The sequence below is a fragment of the Brevundimonas sp. EU05-FHT14B07 genome (assembly GCF_058790795.1).
In genome coordinates, this window is record NZ_JBYTCZ010000002.1 from 166959 (window position 1) to 188626 (window position 21668).

The following is a 21668-nucleotide window of genomic DNA, read 5'->3' on the forward strand; positions in this document are numbered from 1 at the left end:
GAAAAGAAAAACCCCGCCTGGCGGACCGGGCGGGGTTCGGGTTCTGCGGTTGCCGGGGTTCGGCGCGCTAAACTCGTCCCGCCCGTTCGGGCATGGTGGTGGTGCCGGTGGTACCGCCGATAATCGTGCCGCCGAGAGTCATGCCGAAACGCGTCGCGGCGATGCCGGCGACGGTCGAAACTTCGGCGATGAGCGAGCGCTGTTGCACAGGGCAGGTCCGGTTGAAATCTGAGCCTAGGGTGATCGGACAACCCTGACCCTGTCAAGTCGCATTGGATGATTTTTTCACGACAAGGCGCTTATTGTGCGTTTTCACCCCCATCGAGTCGACCCATGCCGCCAATGAGGTTGAATTTTTCGCTTGACCGGCGGCGCCCGGATCATCAACGTAAAGTCACTCATCAAGACCAGCCGAGGGATTAGGCCCTTTGACGCTGGGGCAACCATCGGGTCTCACAGCTCGAAACGGTGCCAACTCCTGCGGGGTCCTTCGGGGTCGCGAGAGATGAGTGGAGCATCGACGAGACGACGCTCCACGCTCTGTCACCGCATCGAGACTTGCTGAGCGAGAACGATGCGGAACGACGATGACACTGGCCGAAACCACCCTGCTCGAAGACCCCGACTGTCGCCTCGCGACAGCCATCACCCCTGTCCGCGAACCGACGCGTGAGCGCGGCGGCGCCCGAGACGTCATCGTTCCCATTCCCACCGACTTCCGCCTCGCCTCGGGCGAAAAGCTGAACCAACCCAATGTCGTCGGCCGCCTGCACGGCCGGATCGGCGCCCCCGTCGTGGTGGTCGCCGGCGGCATCTCGGCCGGACGCTTCGTCCACCGGACGGAAACCAACGGCCTGGGCTGGTGGTCGGGCGCCGTATCGGTGCGCGGGCCCATCGATCTGAGCCGGCTTCAGGTCCTGGCCGTCGATTTCGTCCCCGGCGCCGAGTTCCTGGACAAGCCCGTCACCATCACCACCCAGGATCAGGCCCGCCTGCTGGCCCTGGTGCTGAGCCATCTGAAGATCGAGCGCGTCGCCGCCTTCGTCGGCTGCTCCTATGGCGGCATGGTCGGCCTGGCCTTCGCCGAACTGTTCCCCGACTGGGCCGAGCAGCTGATCATCGTGTCGGCCGCCCACCGCGCCCATCCCCAGGCCACCGCCTGGCGCGGCATCCAGCGCCGCATCCTTCAATTCGCCGTCGCCGCCGGCCGTCCCGAGGAAGGCGTGGCCCTGGCCCGCGAACTGGCCATGACCACCTATCGCACGGCCGAGGAATTCGACGACCGCTTCGACACCACTGCGCCCGCGGCTGTCGGCGGCGCCTATCCCGTCTGCGACTATCTGACGGCGCGGGGCCAAGCCTACCGGACCCACACCACCCCAGCCCGCTGGCTGTCGATGTCCGATTCTCTAGACCGCCACAGCGTGACCCCGGAAGCCATCACGACCCCCGTCACCCTGATCGGCTTCACCTCCGACCGTCTGGTGCCGATCGACGACATCCGCGAACTGGCCGCGCGGTTGCCGACCCTGTGGCGCTTCGTCGAGGCGCCCTCCCTGTATGGCCACGACGCCTTTCTGAAGGAGGACGCCTTCGTCGGCGACATCCTCCGCGCCGCCCTGAAGGATATCAAAGCATGACCGCCCGTCCCGCCAATCCGCACACTATCGCCGCCCGCACGGGCGTGGATACGGACACGGCCCATGGCGCGGTCATGCCGCCGCTCTATCTGTCGTCCAACTATTCCTTCGCCGGCTTCGATCAGAAGCGGAAGTACGACTACAGCCGGTCGGGCAATCCGACCCGCGACGTGCTGGCCGAAACCCTGACCGAGTTGGAGGGCGGCGCCGGCTGCGTCATCACCGCCACCGGCATGGCGGCGGTTGACCTGCCGCTGACCCTGCTGGAGCCGGGCGACCTGCTGATCGCGCCGCACGACTGTTACGGCGGCACCTGTCGCCTGCTGAACGCCCGCGCCCGCAAAGGGCATTTCGAACTGTTGCTGGTCGATCAGGGCGATCCCGTCGCCTTCGAGGCCGCGTTGGCGCTGAAGCCCAAGCTGGTGCTGGTCGAGACCCCGTCCAACCCCCTGCTGCGTCTGGTCGATGTCGCCGACATCTGCACCCGCGCCCATGCGGCGGGCGCCAAGGTCGTGTGCGACAACACCTTCCTGTCGCCGGCGCTGCAGAACCCGATCAAGCTGGGCGCCGACTTCGTGGTGCACTCGACGACCAAGTTCATCAACGGCCATTCCGACGTGGTCGGCGGCGCCGTCATCTCGGCCGACGCCGAGGATCACCAGACCCTGGCCTGGTGGGCCAACTGCACCGGCGTGACCGGCTCGCCCTTCGACGCCTATCTGACCCTGCGCGGCGTGCGCACTCTGTTCGCGCGCATCGAGCGGCAACAGGCCACGGCCGGCAAGATCGCCGAAAAGCTGGCCGCCCACCCGGCGGTCAAGGCTGTCCACTATCCGGGCCTGAAGTCCCACCCCAACCACGCCCTGGTTGCAGCCCAGCAGGCCGGCCCCGGCGCCATGCTCAGCTTCGAACTGCAGGGCGGTACGGACGCCGTGCGCGATCTGGTCGAGACGCTGGAGATCTTCACCCTGGCGGAATCGCTGGGCGGCGTCGAAAGCCTGATCGCCCACCCCGCCACCATGACCCACGCCGCCATGACGCCGGAACAGCGCGCGACGGCCGGCATCGGCGACGGCCTGGTGCGCCTGTCGGTGGGTCTGGAGCATGTCGAGGATTTGATCGCCGACCTGTTCCCGGCGCTGGACGCCCTCGTGCCCGCAACCGCCGCGGCCGCGTAACTTTTTGCTTGCAGGAGGAGCCGAACCGGGGCAAATGCGCCGCCCCGGCCGCGGTCCCTTCGTCTATCGGTTAGGACGTCAGGTTTTCAACCTGAAAAGAGGGGTTCGACTCCCCTAGGGACTGCCACCGGCGGCGCTTTTTCAACGCCTTTTCCCGACATCGTTGAGCGAACGCTCCGACCCCGGATTAAGATTTTGGTAACCATTTTGTCCGGAAACAGGCAGTAAGTCTTTCGATTCACGGACTTTTTTCGGACGCAGTCAGGAACTATCCACAGGGACTGTGGTTAACCCATCGTTAGCTCGGCGCAGAAGCGCCTCTCCCTCCTGCACCGAGATCCTCATGTTTATCGCCATCGCCCGCCCGGCGGTGGAGCCCAAAGGCCCCGACGCCGTCGCCGTCCCCGGCTCTCCCGCCATCGCCGAACTGTCGCCCCGCGCCCTGCATGCGCGCCTTCTCCAGAACGCCGCCCTGCGCCGCCTGCGCGGCTTGGAGCGCCGCAGAGAGCAGCGTCTCGAAGACGCCGACTACTGGCTGCATGCCGCACCGATCGCCGTCCGGAAAGCCAGCGCCCTGCGCGAAGAGCGCAGTTTCTCGCCGATCCCCTGACAGTCGCCGCACATCCCTGAATACACACGCAGGTGATTTGGGGTTGATTTACCGACCCTTGGTATCCGACAAGAGCGGATGGGCGAAGTCGGATCGGCGCTGACATCTGCGAAGGCGATCCTGGTCACGGGCGGCGCGGGCTATATCGGCGCCCATGTGTGCGAGGCCCTTGCGGCCGCCGGCTATCGGCCCGTCACCTATGACAATCTGTCGACCGGCCGGCGCCGGTTCGTGCGCTGGGGACCGCTGGTCGAGGGCGATGTCTGGGATGCAGACAAGGTGCGCCACACCCTGGTCGCCCACGACATCCGCGCCGTCATGCATTTCGCCGGCTCGTCCGTGGTCCCTGAATCGGTGCGCACGCCGCTGGACTACTACCGCAACAATGTCGGCGGTCTGTTCGGCCTGCTGGGCGGGATGCGGGAAGCGGGTGTGAACCGGCTCGTCTTTTCCAGCACCTGCGCGGTCTATGGCGATCCCGGCGAAAATCCGATCACCGAGGCGACGCCGCTGGCCCCCGTCACCCCGTATGGCCGCTCCAAACTAAGCTGCGAGCAGATCCTGTCGGACGCCAGCGCCGCGCATGGGCTGAACATCATCGCGCTGCGTTATTTCAACGCCAGCGGCGCCTCGGCGTCAGGCCTGATCGGCGAAGATCGGCCGGTCGAGACCCATCTGATCCCACGCGCGATGATGGCCTTGCGCGGCCAAATCGACGACTTCGCCGTTCATGGGACCGACTACCCCACGCCCGACGGCACAGCGGTGCGCGACTATGTCCACGTCTGCGACCTAGCTCTGGGCCACCTCGCCGCCCTGACCCAGTTGCTCGGCGACCGACGCGGCTTCTTCGCCTGTAATCTGGGCGCCGGCCAGGGCCATTCGGTGCGGCAGGTGCTGAACGCGATCACGAACCACAGCGGTCTTCGTCTGCCCGACGTGGCTGGAGCGCGCCGCGCGGGCGACCCGCCGCATCTTGTGTCGGACATCACCCTGGCGCGTCACGCGCTGGGCTTTGCGCCACGCCAGTCGGACCTGCCTTCCATCGTCGCCAGCGCCTGGGCCTGGCACAGCCGGCTCAGCGCAGTTCGGGCATCCGGCGGCGCAGCGAGGCTGTCAGCTTTTCGAACTTCTGCCCCGCCGACTTGGGCCTTACCCGCCGACGCAGTTCCAGCCCGCCACCCCACAGCGCGTGGACCGGCGCTTCAAGATGCGGATGGCGATCATGCTGATGGACGATGGGGCTGACGCTGGCGTCGGGATTGACGACCTTGCCGCCTTCGAACTTCAGCGTCTCGCCGGGCGTCAGGCCCAGGGTCGCCACGCGACCATAGTTGGGGCGCACGGTCATCGCCGTCAGATCCTGATGGATCGCCATGTTGAAGGCCGCCTGATCGGCGCCGAACGCCCCGCCGATCTCGGATCGCGGCGTCGCCGCCAGCGATAGAATCAGTCGCGACAGGCGCGAGACCTCGGCGCGCGGCCCGACAAGGGTGCCGACGCACAGACAGGCCTTGTCGGCCAGCTGCCGCGCCTGGGCGTCGCCGAACAGGGCGCGTAGATACTTCATGTTGAAGGCATGATCGGCCAGCGGCGTCTCGGCCTCGACATAGGCCTCAAGGCCCTCAGGCGCCGGATCGAAGGGCGGCGCCTGAAAGATCACGTCGCGCACGTCGCAGGCCAAGGCGGCGCCGGGTCGGTCGCCCAGCAGACCGGCGAAGGCCACGAACCGCTGCATCACCGGATGCGGCGCCCATCCGCGCCAGACCGGCGCATCGACGGCGGTCACCCGATGCTGGGCCAGAAAGGCGCGCAAATCCGGTTCGGCGTCGACCACCAGGGCCACGGGCCCCTGGAACACGGCCCGCAGCGACAGGACGAAGGGCGCGATGTCGGCCGCGTCGTATCCGGTGGCGTAGCCGACGACGACATCGCCGTCCGGCAGGGGCGTAAACCGGCGACCGACCTCGAACGCCTCGGCCAGCCAGTCCAGATAGTCCGACCGAACCGCCCCCTGTTTCATGGCCTCAGCGCGCGCCCATCAGATCGGCGAACCGGTCGAACAGATACAGGCTGTCGGTCGGCCCGGGCGAGGCCTCGGGGTGGTGCTGGACGCTGAAGATCGGCCTGTCCTTGACCGCGATGCCGCAGTTGGTGCCGTCGAACAGGCTGACGTGGGTTTCGGTCACGGCGTCCGGCAGGCTGTCGCGATCGACTGTGAAGCCGTGGTTCATCGACACGATCTCGACCTTGCCGGTGGTCAGATCCTTGACCGGATGGTTGGCGCCGTGGTGGCCCTGATCCATCTTCACCGTCTTGGCGCCGAGCGCTAGGGCCAGCATCTGGTGGCCCAGGCAGATGCCCATCAACGGTTTGCCGCTGGCGACCAGCTTCTGGATTTCAGGCACGGCGTATTCGCCCGTCGCGGCCGGATCGCCCGGACCGTTGGACAGGACCACGCCGTCGGGATTGCGGGCCAGAACCTCTTCCGCCGTCGTCGTGGCCGGGACCACGGTGATGCGCGCGCCGGTTGAGGCCAGAGCGCGCAGGATGTTGCGCTTCACGCCGTAGTCGATGACGACCACGTCCTTGCGGCCTTCGGTCTTGGGGTGACCTTCCGGCCAGTCCCACAGACCCTCGTTCCATTCGAACGCCTGCAGGGTGGAGGCGGGCTTGGCCAGGTCCAGACCGACCAGCCCGGTCCAGCCCTTGGCCTGAGCCACCAGGGCCTCCAGGTCGAAGTTTCCGTCCGGGTCGTGCGCGATGACGGCGTGAGGCGCGCCCTTGTCGCGGATGATCTTGGTCAGGGCGCGGGTGTCGACCCCGGCCAGACCCACGACGCCGCGCCGCTTCATCCAGTCGTCGAAACTGGCGTCCGAGCGATAGTTGGCCGGATCGGTCGGCACGTCGCGGAAGATGGCGCCCCGCGCCGAGGTGTCGGACCCGCCGCCCATCTGCTCGATGTCTTCGACATTGGTCCCCACATTGCCGACGTGCGGGAAGGTGAAGGCCAGGATCTGGCTCATGTAGGACGGGTCGGTCAGGATTTCCTGATAGCCGGTCATGGCGGTGTTGAAGACCACCTCGCCCAGGGCCGAGCCGACGGCGCCCACGCCGATGCCCTGCAGGATGGTGCCGTCTGCGAGCGCGAGAACGCCGGTGGCGCCCGGAAGAATCTTCGTCGTCATGGGCGCGCTCCTAAAATCGAATCCGGCCGATACGAAGGCCGAAGGCAAACGGCGGCGTCGTTAAGCCCTGCCGCCTGCCCCGTCAACGTGGCGCGCGTCACCGACCGTCGGTGATCGACGCCGGACCGATCAGCTGGAACGTCGCCTTCGCCCCGCCCTGGGCGTGCGGCGCCAGCCAGACGTCGAACAGGCCGGGCTCGATGCGCCAGGTCTCGTCCGCGCCGATGAAGCCCAGTTGGCGGGCGTTCAGGGTGAAGCTCACCTTCGTGCTCTGGCCCGGCTTCAGCGACACGCGCTTGAAGTCCTTCAGCAATCGGCCAGGCTGGGTCAGGCTGGCGACCCGGTCGTGGATATAGAGCTGCACCAGCTCCTCGGCCGGATGCGGTCCGGTGTTGGTCACGGTCACGGCCAGATCCAGCGTGCCGGACCAGGCCAGCTTGTCGCTCTCCATCTCGACCGGCCCATAGCTGATCGCGCCATAGGTTAGGCCGTAGCCGAAGGGATAAAGCGCCGTATTGGTCGTCTCGCGATAGCGGGCCTTGTATTCCTCGCTCGCCAGATCGGGGTTGGCCGGGCGGCCGGTGGTCTTGCGGTCGTAGGAATAGGGCTGCTGGCCCGACTTGTGCGGGAAGCTGACCGGCAGGCGCGCCGACGGGCCGTGATCGCCGAACAGGACGTCGGCGACGGCATGGCCCATCTGTTCGCCCAGGAACCAGGTCACGACGATGGCCTGGGCGTTCTTCACATTGCCTTCCAGCGCGAGCGCCCGGCCGTTCCTCAGCAGGATGACCATGGGCTTGCCCAGCGCCGCCATGGCGTCGACCAAGGCGACCTGCGGCGCGGGCACCACGATCTCGGTGCGCGACTGGGCCTCGCCCGACATGTTGGTCGCCTCGCCGATGGCCAGGACGATGACCTCGGCGTCGCGGGCGGCGGCGATGGCCTGCTCGATCCCGCCGTCCAGCGGCGTCTCGACGCCCGAGCCGCGTGCGAGGGTCAGGTTCTGCGGATCGCTCATGGCCGCGCGGAAGCCCGCCTCCAGCGAAACGCGTCGCTCGGGCGCGCCCCAGATGGTCCACGGCCCCCAGACATTGTCCACGTCGTCGGCGAACGGGCCGACCAAGGCGATCTTCTGGCTCTTCTTCAGCGGCAACAGGCCGTTGTCGTTCTTCAGCAGCACGACCGACTTGCGGCCCGCCTCGCGCGAGAGTTCGACGTGTTCGCGCGACCCGACCACCGCCTTTTCACGCACCGGATCGGTGCCGCGATAGGGATCGTCGAACAGGCCCAGCGCCGCCTTAGTGTTCAGGACGCGGCGCACCGCCTCGTCCAGACGCGCCATCGACACTTCGCCCGACGCGACCAGGCCGGGCAGATGTTCCAGATAAAGACCCGACACCATCGACACATCGACCCCGGCGTTGAAGGCCAGGCGGGCGGCGTCGCGGCCGTCCTCGGCGAAGCCGTGGGCCACCAGCTCCTGCTCGGAGGTGTAGTCGGAGACGACGAAGCCCTCGAAGCCCCATTCGCCGCGCAGGATGTCGGTCAGCAGCTTGCGGCTGCCCGACGCCGGCACGCCGTTGACGTCGTTGAACGCGCTCATGATCGACAAGGCGCCGGCGTCCACGGAGGCCTTGAACGGGGGCAGGAAGACCCCGCGCAGCGTCTGCTCGCTCATGTCGGTGGTGTTGTATTCGACCCCGCCGACGGCGGCGGAATAGGCGGCCATATGTTTGGCGGTGGCCAGTACCGCGTCACGGTCGTCCAGACCCTTTTCGCCCTGGAAGCCGCGCACGCGGGCGGCGGCGAGCAGGTTGTTCAGTAGAACATCCTCGCCCGCGCCCTCGACGTTGCGGCCCCAACGCTGGTCGCGCGCCACGTCCACCATGGGGGCGTAGGTCTGGTGAACCGCCGACGCCGCCGTCTCGACCGCCGCGGCCCGCGCCGTGCGCCGGGCCAGTTCGGTGTCGAAGGCCGCCGCCTCGGCAAGAGGCACGGGGAAGATGGTCGACAGGCCGTGGATCACGTCCGCCGCGAACAGCAGCGGGATCTTCAGCCGGCTCTCTTCCATCGCCACGCGCTGGATGCGACGGCCCGCCTCGGCGCCGATGCCGTTGAACAGCGACCCGACCTTGCCTTCGCGGATGAGGGCGGTGACGCGCGCGGGATCGCCCGTGCCGTCCAGCGGGTTCACCGCCGTCGGCATCCAGCGGAACGGATCGGCCAGCAGGTTCAGCTGGCCCGCCTTCTCCTCGACCGTCATGGCCGCGATCAGATCCTCGATCTTCTGGCGGTGACGGGCGACGGTGCGGGACGCTTGGGCGGAAACAGGCATGGGGAACACTCCGGCGCCCATCAGGGCCAAAAGCCCCAGGCCAGACAAGAAATTTCTACGGGAAGCCGCAGGCTTGAGAGGTCGCGTCATTTAGGCTGGCGCTCCTTTCGGGGGACAATCGAGCAGCGAAGCGAGAGGCCTAGCCTCTCGGCCCCGAAGGCTTCAACCCCCGCCTGCCATGTAAATCGATGTAACGCCCCGCTGCGCGGTCACGCCGCGTTTCGTCGCCATCATCCCAGGGCGATGTCCAGGAACATCATTCCGACCAGGCCGATCATCAGGCCGATCATCGACCCTTCGCCCTTCGACTTCTCGCGGGTCTCGGGAATGATCTCGGCGGTGACGACATAGATCATCGCGCCCGCCGCCAGGCCCAGCCCCCACGGCAGGGCGCCGGGTAGCAGATCGACCACGCTGGCGCCGATCAACCCGCCGACCGGCTCGACCAGGCCTGAAGCCAGCGCCGCCGCGAACGCCGGCCAGCGGCCGTATCCCAGGGTCGCCATCGCCGCCGACACCGCCAGCCCCTCGGGCATGTTCTGGATGCCGATGCCGAGCGCCGTGGACAGTCCCTGATGCATGTCGCCGCCGCCGAAGCTGACGCCCACGGCCGCGCCCTCGGGGAAGTTGTGCAGGGTGATGGCGATGATGAACAGCCAGATGCGCCGCGACAGGTCGCGCGATCCCGCCGGTCCGATGGCCAGCATGTCCACCGGCGCGAACCGGTTCATCAGGCCGATCACCGTCGCCCCGATCAGCACCGCCGCCGCCATGACGCCGGCCGCCGCCGCCTGGCTGGCCCCGCCCGCCTGCAACACGTCCACGCCGGGAATGATCAGCGAGAAGAAGGAGGCCGCCAACATGACCCCGGCGGCGAAACCCAGCAGCGCGCTCTGGGTCTGCACCCCCGCCTTGCGGAAGAACAGCAGAGGCACGGCGCCCACCGCCGTCATCATGCCCGCCGCCAGACTGCCCAGACCGCCTGCGGCGATGGGGGAAAGGGATTCCATCATTCGTCTGCATTGCGGCGAGACACGGCAAGAGACAAGCCCGAACCGTGGCGTTAGAGAAGGCTTCATGTCCCAGCGCGCCGCCCTTCCCGTCGGCCCGAACGCTGCGTCGGCGCTGGGCGCCGCTCGGCGGGTCGTGGTCAAGATCGGTTCGTCCCTGCTGATCGACGCCGCAACGCGTCAACCGACGCGCGACTGGCTGGCGGCCGTCGCCTCGGACTTGGCGGCGCTGAAGGCCGAGGGACGCGAGGTCATCGTCGTCTCGTCCGGCTCCATAGCCCTTGGGCGCGGCCGACTGCCGAACCTGGGCGCGCGGCTGGAGGACAAGCAGGCGGCGGCCTCGGTCGGACAGTCGCTGCTGATGGCGGCCTGGTCCGGGGCGCTGGACCCGCACGGCCTGATCGCGGGCCAGGTTCTGCTGACACGCGACGACACCGAACGCCGTCGGCGGTGGCTGAACGCCCGCGCGACCATCCAGGCCCTGCTGACCCACGGCGTCATCCCCATCGTCAACGAGAACGACACGGTGGCGACCGAGGAAATCCGTTACGGCGACAACGACCGGCTGGCGGCGCGCACGGCCCAGCTGGCGCGAGCGGACCTGCTGATCCTGCTGTCGGACGTGGACGGCCTCTACACCGCCGACCCGCGCCGCGATCCGGACGCCGCCCACCTGCCCTTTATCGAGACGCTTAGCCCCGACATCCTGGCCATGGGCGGGGGCGCCAACGCCGATGCGGGCGTGGGGACCGGCGGCATGGCGACCAAGCTGGCGGCGGCCCAGATCGCGCGCTCGGCGGGTTGCGCCACCATCATCGCCTCGGGCCAGACCCTGTCGCCGCTCAGCGCCATTCGCGACGGCGCCCGCGCCACCCTGATCGCCGCCCCCGACGGGCCGATGGCCGCCTACAAACAGTGGATCGCCGGCAGCCTGTCGCCAACGGGGGTCCTGACGCTGGACGCCGGGGCTGTCACGGCGCTGAAGGCGGGCAAGAGCCTGCTGCCTGCCGGGGTGACGGGCGTGTCCGGCGGCTTCGAAAAGGGTGACTGCGTGCGTCTGATCGACCCGAATGGTCGGGCCGTCGGCGTGGGTCTGGCCGCCTACGCCGCCGACGAGGCCGCGCACCTTCGCGGCCGCCGCTCGGACGAGATCGAGACCCTGCTGGGCTATCGCGGGGCCTCGGTCCTGATCCACCGCGACGACATGGTGCTGGACGACCGATGACCGACCTGAAGACCCGAATGCTCGACCTAGGCCGGCGCGCGCGCGCCGCCGCCGTGCTCTTGCGCGAAGCCCCCGCCGCCGCCCGCACCCGCGTGCTGGAACTCCTGTCTGCAAAACTGACGGCCGCCGAACCCGCCCTCCTCGCCGCCAACGCTCGCGATGTCGAGTCCGCCCGCGCGAACGGCATGACCGAGGCCCTGATCGACCGGCTGTCGCTGAGCCCCGCCCGCATCGCCGGCATGGCCGAGGCGGTGGCGACCATCGCCGCCGTGCCCGATCCGCTGGGCGTCGAGACCGAACGCTGGACCCCCGCCAACGGCCTGGACATCGCCCGCGTCCGCACCCCGATCGGCGTGCTGGGCGTGATCTACGAGAGCCGCCCAAACGTCACCGCCGACGCCGCCGCCCTGTGTATCCGCTCGGGCAATGCCGCCATCCTGCGCTGCGGTTCGGACTGCCTGCAGTCGTCGCTGGCCATCGCGGCGTTGATCGCCGAAGCCCTCGCCGAGGCCGGCCTGCCCGCCGATGCGGTGCAACTGGTCGACACCCCCGACCGTGAGGCGGTCGGCCTGATGCTGACCGGTCTGAACGGCGCCATCGACGTCATCGTGCCGCGCGGCGGCAAGAGCTTGGTCGCTCGTGTCCAGGCCGATGCGCGAACCGCCGTGCTTAGCCATCTGGAGGGACTGAACCACACTTATCTGCATGAGGCCGCCGATCTTGAGACCGCCCGCGCCATCGTCCTGAACGCCAAGATGCGCCGCGTCTCGGTCTGCGGCGCGACCGAGACCCTGCTGGTGGATCGGGCGGCGGCCCAGCGCCTGCTGCCCCCCGTCGCCGCCGACCTGATCGCCGCCGGCTGCGAACTCCGCGGCGACGCCGACGCCCGCGCCTTAGTCCCCGCCATGACGCCCGCGACCGAGGCCGACTGGACCACCGAATATCTGGCCCCGATCCTCTCAGTCCACGTCGTCCAGGACCTGGACGCCGCGACCGACCACATCGCCCGCTACGGCTCGGGCCACACCGAGGCTATCGTCACCACTGACGCCGAGGCCGCCGAAAGGTTCGCGTCGAAGGTCGACAGCGCCATCGTCCTGATCAACGCCTCGACCCAGTACGCCGACGGCGGCGAGTTCGGCTTCGGCGGCGAAATCGGCATCTCTACCAACCGCCTCCACGCACGGGGGCCGGTCGGCGCGGAACAGCTGACCACCTACAAATACGTCGTGCGCGGCCAGGGGCAGGTCAGGCCCTGAGCCCGACTTGCCGTCGGTAAGGAAATTCCTTACCTTCATCGGATGATCAAGAGCCGCCTGACATCCAAGGCCCAAACGACCATCCCTCAGGCCGTGCGCGCCGCGCTCAGCCTGCAGGACGGCGACGAACTGCAATACGATCTGGACGGCGATCGGGTGATCATGCGCAAGGCCCGACGTGCGCCTGCGGAAGATCCGTTTGCGGCGTTCGATGAATGGGACGGCGACGCGGACCACAAGGCCTATGCCGGACTTTGAGCGCGGCGACGTTGTCCGCGTCCCTTTTCCCTATACCGACCGCAGCACCCGTCAGCATCGCCCGGCCCTGGTCGTTTCCGATGGGCTGCTGGGCGACGGCGACCGGCTTTTGTGGGTCGTGATGATCACAAGCGCCGATAACCGACCGTGGGCTGACGATGTGCCATTCGGCGACACCTATGCCGACGCCGGCCTGCCCGCGCCGTCTGTCATCCGGCCAACCAAGATCGCCACGATCGACGCCGCCGTCGCGACGCGCCTTGGCCGCATCGACGAAGAGCGGCTGGCGCGGACGATGGATACCATCCGCGCCAGCCTTTGACGTTCAGTTCGGCCTCAAGCAGCGCGAAGCGCGATAGGCCCAGCGAGAGAGCTTACGCTTTGCGCTTGGGCAAAGCATAAGCGATTACGTAATCGCCCTCCGGCGTTTCCATGAAGTGATGGCCGGCGGCGACGATCACCAGATACTGGCGGCCGTTCTGTTCGTAGATCATCGGGTTCGCCTGGCCGCCGGCGGCCAGGACGTCAGACCAAACGGTCTTGCCCGTCTCGATGTCGATGGCGCGGATCAGGTCGTCGGTCGCTGCGGCGATGAAGATCAGACCGCCCGCCGTGACCACCGATCCGCCGTTGTTCGGCGTGCCGATCTCCAGCGGCAGCATCGAGGGGATGCCGAACGGGCCGTTTTTGCGGGCCGTGCCGAACGGACGGTCCCACAGGGTCTTGCCGCTTTGCACGTCGATGGCCCGGATGCCGCCGTACGGAGGCTCCTTGCACAGCAGGCCGGTGAAGGGCATCCGCCAGCCGGCATTGACGTCGATCGCATAGGGCACGCCCATCTGCGGATCGCCCGCGCCCTCGGCCTTGGCGCCCTCGCCGTTCGTCTCGGCCTGATAGCGAGGGTCGTCACGGGGGAACCAGCCCAGCTTGTTCGCCTCGGCTCGCGGCACCAGACGATTGTAGTTGGGCATGTCGTTATAGTTGGCGATGATCACGCCGCGACGCGGATCCAGCGCCACGCTGCCCCAGTCGGAACCGCCGTTGTAGCCCGGATATTCGATGAAGCGACGGTCGGCGGTCGGGGGTGTGAACTGGCCCTGATACGACGCCTTCTTGAACTGGATGCGGCAGATCATCTGATCGATCGGCGACATGCCCCACATGTCGACTTCGCGCAGGTCAGGCTTGGCCAGGGTGTTGAACAGCGAATAGGGCTGGGTCGCCGCGCGCTGGGCCGGTTCGACGCCGCCGCGCGGGGCCGGACGATCCTGAACGCCGTGCAGGGGCTGGCCCGTGCGGCGATCCAGCACGAAGATTTCGCCGCGCTTGGATGGCAGGATCACCGCAGGCGTCACGCCCCCTGCGGTCGGCATGTCGACCAGCGTAACCTGCGAACCCAGGTCATAGTCCCAAACGTCGCGGCGGACGGTCTGATAGCTCCAGCGCGGCTTGCCCGTCGTGACGTCCAGCGCGACCAGGGCGCTGGAATACTGGTTTTCCTGGGGCCGGCGCAGCGACGAATAGTAGTCGGCGGCCGAGTTGCCCATCGGCAGATAGACCAAGCCCAGGGCTTCGTCGCCCGTCGCCGTCGTCCACATGTTCGGCGTGCCCGGCGTGTAGGTCTGACCGGCCGGCGGGGCGGTGGTGATGTCGGGACGCATCATGTCCCAGGCGAAGCGCAGTTGGCCCGTGATGATGTCATAGCCCTGGATCACACCCGAGGCGTTCCAGCGTTTCTGGCCGTCCAGAACCTGATGGCCCGTCACGATGACGCCGCGCACGACCACTGGCGGCGATGTGATCGAAACCATGCCGGGATAGGGATTGCCCATCCCTTCCTTGATGCTGACGGCGCCGTTGGTTCCGAAGGCGGGGCAAGGCACGCCGGTGCGCGCATCGACTGCGATGATGCGGCCGTCCAGCGTGCCTTCGATGATGCGCGTCGCGCAGGGCTGGGCCTGATCGACGTTGGGCGCGGCGTAATAGGTCACGCCCCGGCAGGCGGCGGTGTAGGGGATTTGTTCGTCCGCCACCTTGGGATCATAGGCCCATTTCTGCCGGCCGGTGTTGGCGTCCAGGGCGAACATCTTGTTGCGACCCGAGCAGAGATAGACGGTGTCGGCGATCTTCAGCGGCGTGGTCTCGGCGCCGAAGCGTTCGCCGGGCAGATCGCCGGTGCGGAAGGTCCACGCCCGCTCCAGCTGCCCGACGTTGGTCTTGTTGATCTGATTCAGCGGCGAATAACGCTGAGCGGCGTTTGATCCGCCATAGGCGGGCCAGTCCAGGCCGGCCTTGATCAGGGCGGGATCACCGAATGGTCCCCGCGCGCCGGGCACCGGGCTATCGACGCCGGGCGCGTTGATCTGTCCGACCACCAGGCCGAACACGACCGTCAGGGCCGCCAGCCCGAGCGCGCCGAGGCCCGCCGTCTTGCCGCCGCCGCGCGACCGCAATACCGGCAGCGTCGCCAGCACCAGGAACATCAGCACCAGCGGCCCGACCAGGCGCGGGATCATGGCCCAACCGTTCAGGCCCTTCTCCCACAGCGCCCAGATCACCGTGGCGACGAAGACCGCGCCATAGAGCCAGGCCCCGCGCACGTCGCGATAGACAAGCAGAAGGCCCGACACGATCAGCGCCAGGCCCGCGATCAGATAATACCAGGAGCCGCCCAGCATCGCGAGCTGCACGCCGCCGACCGTCAGCACCAGACCGATCACGGCCAGCAGGATCCCGAGCAGCAACGTCAGCCATCCCCCAAGGCCGGTCGGGGTTGTCCATCGGGGCATGGGCGCACTCTCTGTGGTCTGCTGAAATCAGTCTTTCGAACGCCTTGAGACTGCGCCGGTTCCTATTGTCGCACCCCTGGAACAAAATCCTGTTGCGGCGCAAACGGCCACCATCAGCAACTTTTGACGACAAAACGCGTCCGATTGGATGATTTATTCTTTTTGTTTCGCTGAGAACGCCTCGCGGCAATAATATTTGCCTCTAACGCGTCGTTTGCGGCATATGCGAGATATGCATAAGACCCTGAAGCAAGGCGGGACATTCGTCGTCGAACCCCGCCGCCTGTCCAAGGCCTCGGCCGAACTGCGTGCACGCGGTTTCGGGGAGATCACGATTCCGCCCTCCACCGAGACGGCCGAGAAACAGGCGTCGCGCTGCACCGACTGCGGCGTGCCCTTCTGCCAGAACGCCTGCCCGCTTCAGAACAACATTCCCGACTGGCTGCGCCTGTCGGCCGAGAACGAGCCGCGCGAGGCCTGGCGCGTCGCGTCCCTGACCTCGACCATGCCCGAAATCTGCGGCCGCATCTGCCCGCAGGACCGGCTGTGCGAAGGATCTTGCACATTGAACCAGTCCGGCTGGGACGCCGTGACCATCGGCTCGGTCGAGGCCTGGCTGGGCGACCAGGCCTTCGCCAACGGCTGGGTCGAGCCGATCCGCCCGGCGGCCGAACGCGGCGAAACCGTCGGCATCGTCGGCGCCGGCCCGGCCGGTATGGCCGCCGCCGACCGCCTGCGCTGCGAGGGCTATCAGGTCACGGTCTATGATCGCCACGACCGCGCTGGCGGCCTGCTGATCTACGGCATTCCCGGCTTCAAGCTGGAAAAGCACGTCGTGCAGCGTCGCGTGGATCGGCTGATCGATGGCGGCGTCCAGTTTGTGCTGGGCTGCGAGGTCGGCAAGGACGTAACCCTGACCGAGCTGCGCGACCGCCACGACGTCGTCCTGCTGGCTATGGGCGTCTATCAGCCGCGCATCCTGTCCGCTCCCGGTCGCGGGCCCGACTCGACCGTCGCCGCCCTGTCCTATCTGACCCATCAGAACCGGCGCGACCTGGGCGACGCCGAACAGGACGGCTGGCACGAGGCGCGCGGCAAGCGGGTCGTCGTCATCGGCGGCGGCGACACCGCGATGGACTGCGTCCGCACCGCCGTCCGGCAAGGCGCAGCCAGCGTCACCTGCCTGTATCGTCGTGATCGCGAGAACATGCCGGGCTCGGCCCGCGAAGTCGTCAACGCCGAGGAAGAAGGCGTCGTCTTCGAATGGCTGGCCGCACCCAAGGCCCTGCTGTCGCAAGGCGACCAGGTCACGGGCGTGCGCGCCGCCCGCATCCAGCTGACCGAGGCCGCTCCGGGCCAGCGTCGCGACATCGTGCCGGTTCCCGGCGCCGACTTCGACGTGCCGGCCGACATCGTCATAGAGGCCCTGGGCTTCTCGCCCGAGCCGTTCGCGGCGCATGAGGCCAATTTGCGCCTACGCGACGACGGCACCATCAAGGTGGGTTCGGTCAGCTTCGCCACCAGCCTGCCCGGCGTCTTCGCCGCCGGCGACGCCGTGCGCGGCGCCTCGCTCGTCGTCTGGGCCGTCCGCGAAGGCCAGGACGCCGCCGCCGAGATCGACCGCTACTTCAAGACCCGCACCGAGGAGGTCGCGGCATGACCTGGCTGAACAAATACGAACAAACCCGTGACCGGCTGGAAGCCGGCAACGCCTATGACCGCGCCTCGGAGCGCGACGCCTGCGGCGTCGGCCTGGTCTGCTCCATCGACGGCACGCCGCGCCGCGACGTGGTCGAATATGCGATCCGCAGCCTGAAGGCCGTGGCCCACCGCGGCGCGGTCGATCCTGACGGCCTATCGGGCGACGGGGCCGGCATCATGGCCGAACTGCCCCAGGGCTTCTTCGCCGAACAGGTAACCTCGATCGGTCAGTCCCTGCGTCCTGGGCCCATCTGCGTCGGTCAGGTCTTCCTGCCGCGCACCGACCTGGGCGCCCAGGACCGCGCCCGCGCCATCGTCGAGACCGAGGCCCTGCGCGCCGGCTTCTGGATCTATGGCTGGCGCCAGACGCCCATCGACCTGTCGGTCGTGGGGACCAAGGCCGGCGCGACCCGGCCCGAGATCGAGCAGATCATGCTGGCCCCGCCGCTGGACGACGCGGGCCAACCGCTGGACGGCGAGGCGCTGGAGCGCGAACTGTATCTGTGCCGCCGCCGCATCGAAAAGACGGTCAAGACCGAGAACCTGGCCGGCGTCTATATCTGCACCCTGTCCGCGCGCTCCATCGCCTACAAGGGGATGGTGCGGGCCGAGTTGCTGGGCGACCTGTATCCCGACCTGGAAGACCCGCGCTTCGTCTCGGCCTACGCGGTCTTCCACCAGCGCTATTCGACCAACACCTTCCCCGAATGGAAGCTGGCCCAGCCCTTCCGCATGATGGCCCACAACGGCGAGATCAACACGCTGAAGGGCAACCTCAACTGGATGAAGTCGCACGAAATCCGCATGGCCGCACAGGCCTTCGGCGACCGCGACCGCGAGGTGAAGCCGGTGGTTCAGCCGGGCGGGTCGGACTCGGCGGCCCTGGACAATGTCATGGAGGTGCTGGTCCACGCCGGTCGCCCTGCGCCGATGGCCAAGGCCCTGCTGATCCCCGAGGCCTGGGCCAAGGACGACGTGGTCATGCCCGCCGAACACCGGGCCTTCTACGCCTATTGCAACGCGGTGATGGAGCCGTGGGACGGCCCGGCCGCCATCTGCGCCGCCGACGGCCGATGGATCGTGGCGGGCAAGGACCGCAACGGCCTGCGTCCCCTGCGCGCCGTGGAAACCGTCGACGGCCTGATGATGGCAGGCTCCGAAGCCGGCCTGGTGCCGATCCCCGAGAGCCGGGTGAAGCGCCGCCTGCACATCGGCCCCGGCAAGCTGATCGCCGTCGATCTGAAGCATGGCCGCGTCTATGACGAGCATGAGGCCATCGACGCCCTGTCCGCCGCCCACCCCTATACCGAGTGGCTGGACAATATGGTCGATCTGGAGCCGATCATCGGCCCCGGACCCGAGCCGCGCTCGGCCTCGGGCGAGGCTCTGACCCGCCGCCAGATCGCCGCCGGCTACAGCCGCGAGGACCTCGACCTGCTGCTGGACGCCCTGGTCCGTGACGGCAAGGAGGCGGTCGGCTCCATGGGCGACGACGCCCCACCCGCTGTGCTCTCGGCCCTGCCGCGTCCGCTATCGCATTACTTCCGCCAGAACTTCAGCCAGGTCACCAATCCGCCGATCGACCCGCTGCGCGAAGCGGGGGCCATGAGCCTGAAGACCCGGTTCAAAAACCTGGGCAACATCCTGGCCGAGGAAGAGGCCCAGACCGATGTCTTCGTGCTGGACAGCCCCGTCCTGACCAACGGCATGTATGAGCGGATGATCGACACGGTCGGCGCCGGCTCCACCGTGGTCATCGACTGCAGCTATGACGTTCCCTCGGACGAGGCCCGTCCGGGCGTGGCCTTGCGCGCCGCCCTGGACCGCATCATGAACGAGGCCGAGGCCGCCGCCCGCGACGGCGCGGCCCTGATCGTGCTGACCGACCAGGCCGGGTCGGCGGATCGGCTGGCCGCACCGATGATCCTGGCCACCGCCGGGGTCCACGGCCGCCTGACCAAGGCGGGCCTGCGCTCCTACTGCTCGATCGTGGTCCGCACCGCCGAAACGCTGGACCCGCACGGGTTCGCGGTCCTGGTCGGGGTCGGCGCCACCACCGTCAACGCCTGGCTAGCCCAGGACCTGTTCCAGGAACGTCTGGACCGGGGCCTGTATCCCGGCCTGACGCTGCGCGACGCCTGCCTGAACTACAAGGCCGGCATCGAGGCGGGCCTGCTGAAGACCCTGGCCCGCAAGGGGATCAGCGTCATCTCCGCCTATCGCGGCGGCTGCGAGTTCGAGGTGCTGGGCCTGTCGCGCGCCCTGACCGCCGAGTTCTTCCCCGGCGCCCCGTCGCGCATCTCCGGCATCGGCCTGGCCGGTCTGGAGCAGGCGGCGATGAAGCGGCACCGCATCGCCTGGGGCGAGGCTGTCCCTTCCCCAGCCATCGGCGGTTTCTTCAAGATCCGTTCGGGCGGCGAGGCTCACGCCCACGAGGCCAAGACCATCCACCTGCTGCAGGACGCCTGCAACCGCGGCGACTACCGACGCTTCAAACAGTTCTCCGAGGTCGTCCGCGCCCAGGCTGACCTGTCCCTGCGCGACCTCCTGGACTTCCGCGAAGGCACGGCCATTCCGCTGGACCAGGTCGAGAGCGTGTCGGACATCCGCCGCCGCTTCCTGACCCAGGCCATGTCGCTGGGCGCGCTCGGCCCCGAGGCGCACGAGACGCTGAACATCGCCATGAACCGCATCGGCGCCCGCTCGGTCTCGGGCGAGGGCGGAGAGGATCCCGAACGCTATCATCCGCGTCCGAACGGCGACGACGCCAACTCGGCGGTGAAACAGGTTGCCTCGGGCCGGTTCGGCGTCACGGCCGAATATCTGAACCAGTGCCGCGAGATCGAGATCAAGGTCGCGCAAGGCGCCAAGCCCGGCGAGGGCGGGCAGTTGCCCGGCTTCAAGGTCACCGAGTTCATCGCCCGGATGCGCCACGCCGTGCCCGGCACGACTCTAATCTCGCCGCCGCCGCACCACGACATCTATTCGATCGAGGACCTGGCCCAGCTCATCTACGACCTGAAGGCCATCAACCCCGATGCGCGGGTGACGGTGAAGCTGGTGTCCGCCTCGGGCATCGGCGCCATCGCCTCGGGCGTGGCCAAGGCCAACGCTGACGCCATCCTGATCGCCGGCCACAACGGCGGCACCGGCGCCTCGCCCCAGACCTCGATCAAGCACGCAGGCCTGCCGTGGGAGATCGGCCTGGCCGAGGCCCACCAGGTGCTGACGCTGAACAATCTGCGCGGCTCGGTCACGCTGAGGACCGATGGGGGCGTCCGCACCGGCCGCGACGTGGTCATCGCCGCCATGTTGGGCGCCGAGGAATACGGCGTCGGCACCGCCGCCCTAATCGCCATGGGCTGTCTGATGGTGCGGCAGTGCCATTCCAACACCTGCCCCGTCGGCGTCTGCTCCCAGGACGAGCGGCTGCGCGAGAAGTTCACCGGCACGCCTGACAAGGTGGTGAACCTGTTCACCTTCATCGCCGAGGAGACGCGAGAAATCCTGGCCTCCATCGGCGCGCGCACGATGGACGAGATCATCGGCCGCACTGATCTGCTGCGTCAGGTCCGTCGCGGCGGCTCGCACCTGGACGACCTGGACCTGAACCCCCTGCTGGTTCAGGTGGACGAGGGCGCGGCCGGCAAATGGGCCGACAAGACGATCCGCAAGCCCATCGCCGACAGCCTGGACGCCGCCGTGCTGAAGGACGCCGTGCGTTTCCTGGATCGCGGCCAGACGCTGGAGCTGTCCTATCCGCTGAACAACACCCAGCGCACGGTCGGCGCGGCCCTGTCCTCGGCCATCGTGCGCCGCTTCGGCGCGCAAGGGCCCGCCGGCCGGCTGAAGCTGCGACTGGAAGGCATCGCAGGTCAGAGCTTCGGCGCCTTTGCGGCCAAGGGTCTGGAACTGCACCTGACCGGCGAGGCCAACGACTATGTTGGCAAGGGGCTGTCGGGCGCCGAAATCTCGATCCGCACGCCGGAATGGCGCGAGGATCAGCTGATCTGCGGCAACACCACACTGTATGGCGCGACCTCGGGCCGTCTGTTCGTCGCCGGCGCGGCGGGCGAGCGGTTTGCGGTCAGGAACTCCGGCGCCGCGGCCGTGGTCGAGGGCCTGGGCGCGCACGGCTGCGAATATATGACCGGCGGACGCGTGGTCGTCCTGGGTTCGGTCGGCTGGAACCTGGCGGCGGGCATGAGCGGCGGCGAGCTGTTCGTGCTGGACCAGCCGGGCCATGCCGAGCGCGCCCTGAACGGCGACCTGGCGGGCGTGACCGACATTGACGCACAGGCGGCCGATCGACTGAAGGGCCTGATCGAAGCCCATCTGGTCGCGACGGCCTCGCCTCTGGCGCGGCGTCTGCTGGCGGATTGGGACAACAGCCTGAACCGCTTCGTCCGCATCGTGCCCCTGACCGACATCGTCGCCCGCACGGAACGCCTGAAGACCTCCGCCTGACACCGAAC

The 21668-nt window shown here is 68.2% G+C and carries 15 protein-coding genes, 1 tRNA gene, 1 pseudogene and 1 riboswitch; of the genes and pseudogenes, 11 read left to right on the top strand and 6 right to left on the bottom strand.

Annotated features, from left to right (window positions below):
- Positions 1-67: 67 nt before the first annotated feature.
- Positions 68-208 (bottom strand): hypothetical protein, encoded by a 141-nt coding sequence (locus AC3WRC_RS04855; protein ID WP_354072199.1) that lies wholly within the window; start codon positions 206-208, stop codon positions 68-70.
- A gap of 187 nt (positions 209-395) precedes the next feature.
- Positions 396-512, top strand: a riboswitch (SAM riboswitch).
- Between the two features lie 75 nt (positions 513-587).
- Between AC3WRC_RS04855 and metX the strand changes: the two genes are divergently transcribed.
- From metX to galE, 5 genes and pseudogenes are all read left to right on the top strand, one after another.
- Positions 588-1640, top strand: coding sequence for a homoserine O-succinyltransferase MetX (metX, locus tag AC3WRC_RS04860; RefSeq protein ID WP_492303098.1), 1053 nt, complete (start codon positions 588-590; stop codon positions 1638-1640).
- Positions 1637-2818, top strand: a complete 1182-nt coding sequence (gene metB, locus AC3WRC_RS04865) for a cystathionine gamma-synthase (RefSeq protein WP_153923061.1) — start codon at positions 1637-1639, stop codon at positions 2816-2818. The genes metX and metB overlap by 4 nt, the downstream gene beginning before the upstream one ends.
- Before the next feature lie 52 nt (positions 2819-2870).
- Positions 2871-2945 (top strand) — tRNA-Glu (locus AC3WRC_RS04870).
- A gap of 216 nt (positions 2946-3161) precedes the next feature.
- Positions 3162-3428, top strand: a complete 267-nt coding sequence (locus AC3WRC_RS04875; protein WP_039244738.1) for a hypothetical protein — start codon at positions 3162-3164, stop codon at positions 3426-3428.
- A gap of 78 nt (positions 3429-3506) precedes the next feature.
- Positions 3507-4496 (top strand): annotated as a pseudogene (gene galE / locus AC3WRC_RS04880) (UDP-glucose 4-epimerase GalE); the annotation flags it as partial.
- A 10-nt stretch (positions 4497-4506) separates the two neighbouring features.
- Here the strand turns inward: galE and AC3WRC_RS04885 are convergent.
- From AC3WRC_RS04885 to AC3WRC_RS04900, 4 genes are all read right to left on the bottom strand, one after another.
- Complete coding sequence (locus AC3WRC_RS04885; RefSeq protein WP_492303099.1) at positions 4507-5451, bottom strand: hypothetical protein; 945 nt, start codon at positions 5449-5451, stop codon at positions 4507-4509.
- A 4-nt stretch (positions 5452-5455) separates the two neighbouring features.
- Positions 5456-6616: a glutamine-hydrolyzing carbamoyl-phosphate synthase small subunit gene (carA, locus tag AC3WRC_RS04890; protein ID WP_492303100.1), complete on the bottom strand. Its 1161-nt coding sequence runs from the start codon at positions 6614-6616 to the stop codon at positions 5456-5458.
- Positions 6617-6713: 97 nt separating this feature from the next.
- Positions 6714-8951, bottom strand: coding sequence for a glycoside hydrolase family 3 N-terminal domain-containing protein (locus AC3WRC_RS04895; RefSeq protein WP_492303101.1), 2238 nt, complete (start codon positions 8949-8951; stop codon positions 6714-6716).
- A 230-nt stretch (positions 8952-9181) separates the two neighbouring features.
- Complete coding sequence (locus AC3WRC_RS04900) at positions 9182-9961, bottom strand: ZIP family metal transporter (protein WP_492303102.1); 780 nt, start codon at positions 9959-9961, stop codon at positions 9182-9184.
- Positions 9962-10028: 67 nt separating this feature from the next.
- Between AC3WRC_RS04900 and proB the strand changes: the two genes are divergently transcribed.
- From proB to AC3WRC_RS04920, 4 genes are read left to right on the top strand one after another with little or no spacing between them, the layout of a single operon-like run.
- Positions 10029-11186: a glutamate 5-kinase gene (gene proB, locus AC3WRC_RS04905; RefSeq protein WP_492303103.1), complete on the top strand. Its 1158-nt coding sequence runs from the start codon at positions 10029-10031 to the stop codon at positions 11184-11186.
- Positions 11183-12445, top strand: a complete 1263-nt coding sequence (locus tag AC3WRC_RS04910; protein ID WP_492303104.1) for a glutamate-5-semialdehyde dehydrogenase — start codon at positions 11183-11185, stop codon at positions 12443-12445. Before proB ends, AC3WRC_RS04910 begins: the two co-directional genes overlap by 4 nt.
- A 42-nt stretch (positions 12446-12487) precedes the next feature.
- On the top strand, positions 12488-12703 hold the full coding sequence (locus AC3WRC_RS04915; RefSeq protein WP_055754039.1) for an AbrB/MazE/SpoVT family DNA-binding domain-containing protein: 216 nt from the start codon (positions 12488-12490) through the stop codon (positions 12701-12703).
- Positions 12690-13025, top strand: a complete 336-nt coding sequence (locus AC3WRC_RS04920) for a type II toxin-antitoxin system PemK/MazF family toxin (RefSeq protein ID WP_055754038.1) — start codon at positions 12690-12692, stop codon at positions 13023-13025. Before AC3WRC_RS04915 ends, AC3WRC_RS04920 begins: the two co-directional genes overlap by 14 nt.
- A gap of 52 nt (positions 13026-13077) precedes the next feature.
- Here AC3WRC_RS04920 and AC3WRC_RS04925 read toward each other — a convergent pair whose 3' ends face one another.
- Positions 13078-15492 carry a membrane-bound PQQ-dependent dehydrogenase, glucose/quinate/shikimate family gene (locus tag AC3WRC_RS04925; RefSeq protein ID WP_492303105.1) on the bottom strand — a complete coding sequence of 805 codons (2415 nt, stop codon included), beginning with the start codon at positions 15490-15492 and terminating at the stop codon, positions 13078-13080.
- Positions 15493-15724: 232 nt separating this feature from the next.
- Here AC3WRC_RS04925 and AC3WRC_RS04930 point away from each other — a divergent pair, with 232 nt between their 5' ends.
- On the top strand, positions 15725-17152 hold the full coding sequence (locus AC3WRC_RS04930) for an NAD(P)-dependent oxidoreductase (RefSeq protein WP_492303106.1): 1428 nt from the start codon (positions 15725-15727) through the stop codon (positions 17150-17152).
- Positions 17149-21660, top strand: a complete 4512-nt coding sequence (gene gltB, locus AC3WRC_RS04935; RefSeq protein ID WP_492303107.1) for a glutamate synthase large subunit — start codon at positions 17149-17151, stop codon at positions 21658-21660. Before AC3WRC_RS04930 ends, gltB begins: the two co-directional genes overlap by 4 nt.
- Positions 21661-21668: the final 8 nt, after the last annotated feature.

Excerpts from the sequence above, each read along its gene's own strand:
- AC3WRC_RS04930 (WP_492303106.1), top strand. The coding sequence starts at position 15,725 with ATGCATAAGACCCTGAAGCAAGGCGGGACATTCGTCGTCGAACCCCGC.
- AC3WRC_RS04920 (WP_055754038.1), top strand. The coding sequence starts at position 12,690 with ATGCCGGACTTTGAGCGCGGCGACGTTGTCCGCGTCCCTTTTCCCTAT.
- AC3WRC_RS04895 (WP_492303101.1), bottom strand. The coding sequence starts at position 8,951 with ATGCCTGTTTCCGCCCAAGCGTCCCGCACCGTCGCCCGTCACCGCCAG.
- AC3WRC_RS04925 (WP_492303105.1), bottom strand. The coding sequence starts at position 15,492 with ATGCCCCGATGGACAACCCCGACCGGCCTTGGGGGATGGCTGACGTTG.
- AC3WRC_RS04875 (WP_039244738.1), top strand. The coding sequence starts at position 3,162 with ATGTTTATCGCCATCGCCCGCCCGGCGGTGGAGCCCAAAGGCCCCGAC.
- AC3WRC_RS04885 (WP_492303099.1), bottom strand. The coding sequence starts at position 5,451 with ATGAAACAGGGGGCGGTTCGGTCGGACTATCTGGACTGGCTGGCCGAG.
- gltB (WP_492303107.1), top strand. The coding sequence starts at position 17,149 with ATGACCTGGCTGAACAAATACGAACAAACCCGTGACCGGCTGGAAGCC.
- AC3WRC_RS04915 (WP_055754039.1), top strand. The coding sequence starts at position 12,488 with ATGATCAAGAGCCGCCTGACATCCAAGGCCCAAACGACCATCCCTCAG.
- proB (WP_492303103.1), top strand. The coding sequence starts at position 10,029 with ATGTCCCAGCGCGCCGCCCTTCCCGTCGGCCCGAACGCTGCGTCGGCG.
- carA (WP_492303100.1), bottom strand. The coding sequence starts at position 6,616 with ATGACGACGAAGATTCTTCCGGGCGCCACCGGCGTTCTCGCGCTCGCA.
- AC3WRC_RS04910 (WP_492303104.1), top strand. The coding sequence starts at position 11,183 with ATGACCGACCTGAAGACCCGAATGCTCGACCTAGGCCGGCGCGCGCGC.
- metX (WP_492303098.1), top strand. The coding sequence starts at position 588 with ATGACACTGGCCGAAACCACCCTGCTCGAAGACCCCGACTGTCGCCTC.
- AC3WRC_RS04900 (WP_492303102.1), bottom strand. The coding sequence starts at position 9,961 with ATGGAATCCCTTTCCCCCATCGCCGCAGGCGGTCTGGGCAGTCTGGCG.
- metB (WP_153923061.1), top strand. The coding sequence starts at position 1,637 with ATGACCGCCCGTCCCGCCAATCCGCACACTATCGCCGCCCGCACGGGC.